The organism is Brenneria salicis ATCC 15712 = DSM 30166, from assembly GCF_003315515.1.
In the GTDB taxonomy this organism is placed as follows: Bacteria; Pseudomonadota; Gammaproteobacteria; order Enterobacterales; family Enterobacteriaceae; genus Brenneria; species Brenneria salicis.
Window position 1 is genome coordinate 1 of the sequence record NZ_QNRY01000089.1, and the last position, 1690, is coordinate 1690.

The window sequence follows — 1690 nt, forward strand, 5'->3', positions numbered from 1 at the left end:
GGCTTTGAGTTTCTTTTCGTCCATAATTTGCCTGTCTCCGCTACTGGAGTGAACATATCAAAAACAGGCAATTACACAATTTTAATTACAGTCTCGATCAAGACGAACAACACGCTATCTTTAAGCACCATGCGCCAGCAGAAGACTTCTTTGCATTCCAGACCGAAGTCACTCGGTTTAGTTTAGACATGTTGTTACCAAACCCTCAGTTTCTGAAAATGTTCACCGATGCCTATTTAGAAAGTGACAGACGATTTGCTGACAAACGTTCAATCTTTGCTTTAGCGGTCGAACGACTGGCCAAGGAAGTCAACCCAGATATCCCGAAAGCCTCTGTATCTCTTTCAGTTGCACAGAAGATTGCATTTTCTGCTGAGGTTTATGCCAAACTTCTGTTGTCGGGCGCAGAGGGCATCAGCACCATCGACACGACCGCAAACCGGATGTATCCCATGCTGCCAGCGTTGTTTAACGGCAGTACTGCCTGTTACGACATATTGTCAACGCAGCTTTTCAAACCCGGCGATAATGAAGACCAGCACCGCCCGGTCCACAAGATCGTCGCTGAATACTGCGCAGCGGATTATCTCATTAAACGAATTGCCGATCCTGCGGATGACCTCATTTTAACAAAGTGCTTGTCTGTTATTGCACCTAACGGTACTGCCAGAGATGAGTTGAGAGGTCTGCTAGGATGGATGGCGGCATTAGGCAACAGGTCGGTACAGGGAGCCATTATTGAGCTTGACACCTATGCGGTACTCGCAAACGGCGATCCATCGCAGCTTGAACGCTCATCGAAAAGACAGCTTCTTCATCGACTTAAAGAGATTGAAGCCGCAGATCCTTACTTTCGTCGGAGCGATTTCTGGCGACGGTTCAGCGCGGCCGGTTTTTTCACACAAGACGTTGTTGAAGAAATAAAACCTCTTTTAGCGATGGGCGATGAGGGGCATTTACGTGACTTAATTTTAGAACTTCTGGCAGACTCCCCGGTTAATAACCAGTTGATGCCTGAATTGAGCTTGATTATTTTAAACACCAGCGAGTCTGAACATATTCGTACATTAGCAAGCAGATGCTTACTCAATGTAAAAGAATACGATTTCATTGGTGAGATCAGCCGCTCTTTCGTTGAGTTGTTCGAGACTTTCTCCGCGCTATATTTCTGTCAGATGCACCCGCGTATCAGGGAATTCCCGCTGAAAATTTTTGAGGGCGCGAAACAGCTTATTTTTAGGAAATACGCTGTCCACCACTAAACTCAGTTCAGTTCGGACACCGCCTTTCAACCCGGCAGCGCGATGCTCAAGTTGCAGAAATGCTGAAATCAGCGGCGCAGCTTGCATCAGCAAGGCACGCCCTTGTTCAGTCAATATGGCTTTGCGCCCATTAATCTCCAGCAGCGACAACCCAAGGCGTTCCTGCAATCCGCTGAGCGCATAGCTGACCGACGACTGACTGCGGTTTAAAACGGTAGCCGCCATTGCATAGCTCCCCTGCTCTACGACCGTTTGCAACACTATCCATTGCTCTAGCGTGGTGCGCGGAACTGTCATGTTCATCTTCTCATTAAATAAGTTCCCATCTAAATTCTAAATAGCTGTTCCAAATAGTAGATCACTTTGAGGGAACTCAGTCCGAGTTGAGCGATCTGATCAATCGCCAAAAATCACAAATCACCAACCGG

Annotated in this window: 3 protein-coding genes; 2 read left to right on the forward strand and 1 reads right to left on the reverse strand. The window is 47.2% G+C overall.

Annotated features, from left to right (window positions below; translation table 11 throughout):
- Together DES54_RS18730 and DES54_RS18410 are read left to right on the forward strand one after the other, a co-directional pair.
- On the forward strand, positions 1 to 186 hold a 186-nt coding region (locus tag DES54_RS18730; protein WP_211317446.1), incomplete at its 5' end, for a hypothetical protein.
- Positions 187 to 188: 2 nt separating this feature from the next.
- Positions 189 to 1262 (forward strand): NACHT domain-containing protein, encoded by a 1074-nt coding sequence (locus DES54_RS18410; RefSeq protein WP_240635075.1) that lies wholly within the window; start codon positions 189 to 191, stop codon positions 1260 to 1262.
- Here DES54_RS18410 and DES54_RS18415 read toward each other — a convergent pair.
- Positions 1161 to 1559 (reverse strand): LysR family transcriptional regulator, encoded by a 399-nt coding sequence (locus DES54_RS18415; RefSeq protein ID WP_240635073.1) that lies wholly within the window; start codon positions 1557 to 1559, stop codon positions 1161 to 1163. The two genes, DES54_RS18410 and DES54_RS18415, sit on opposite strands and share 102 nt — an antisense overlap.
- Between the last annotated feature and the right edge of the window lie 131 nt (positions 1560 to 1690).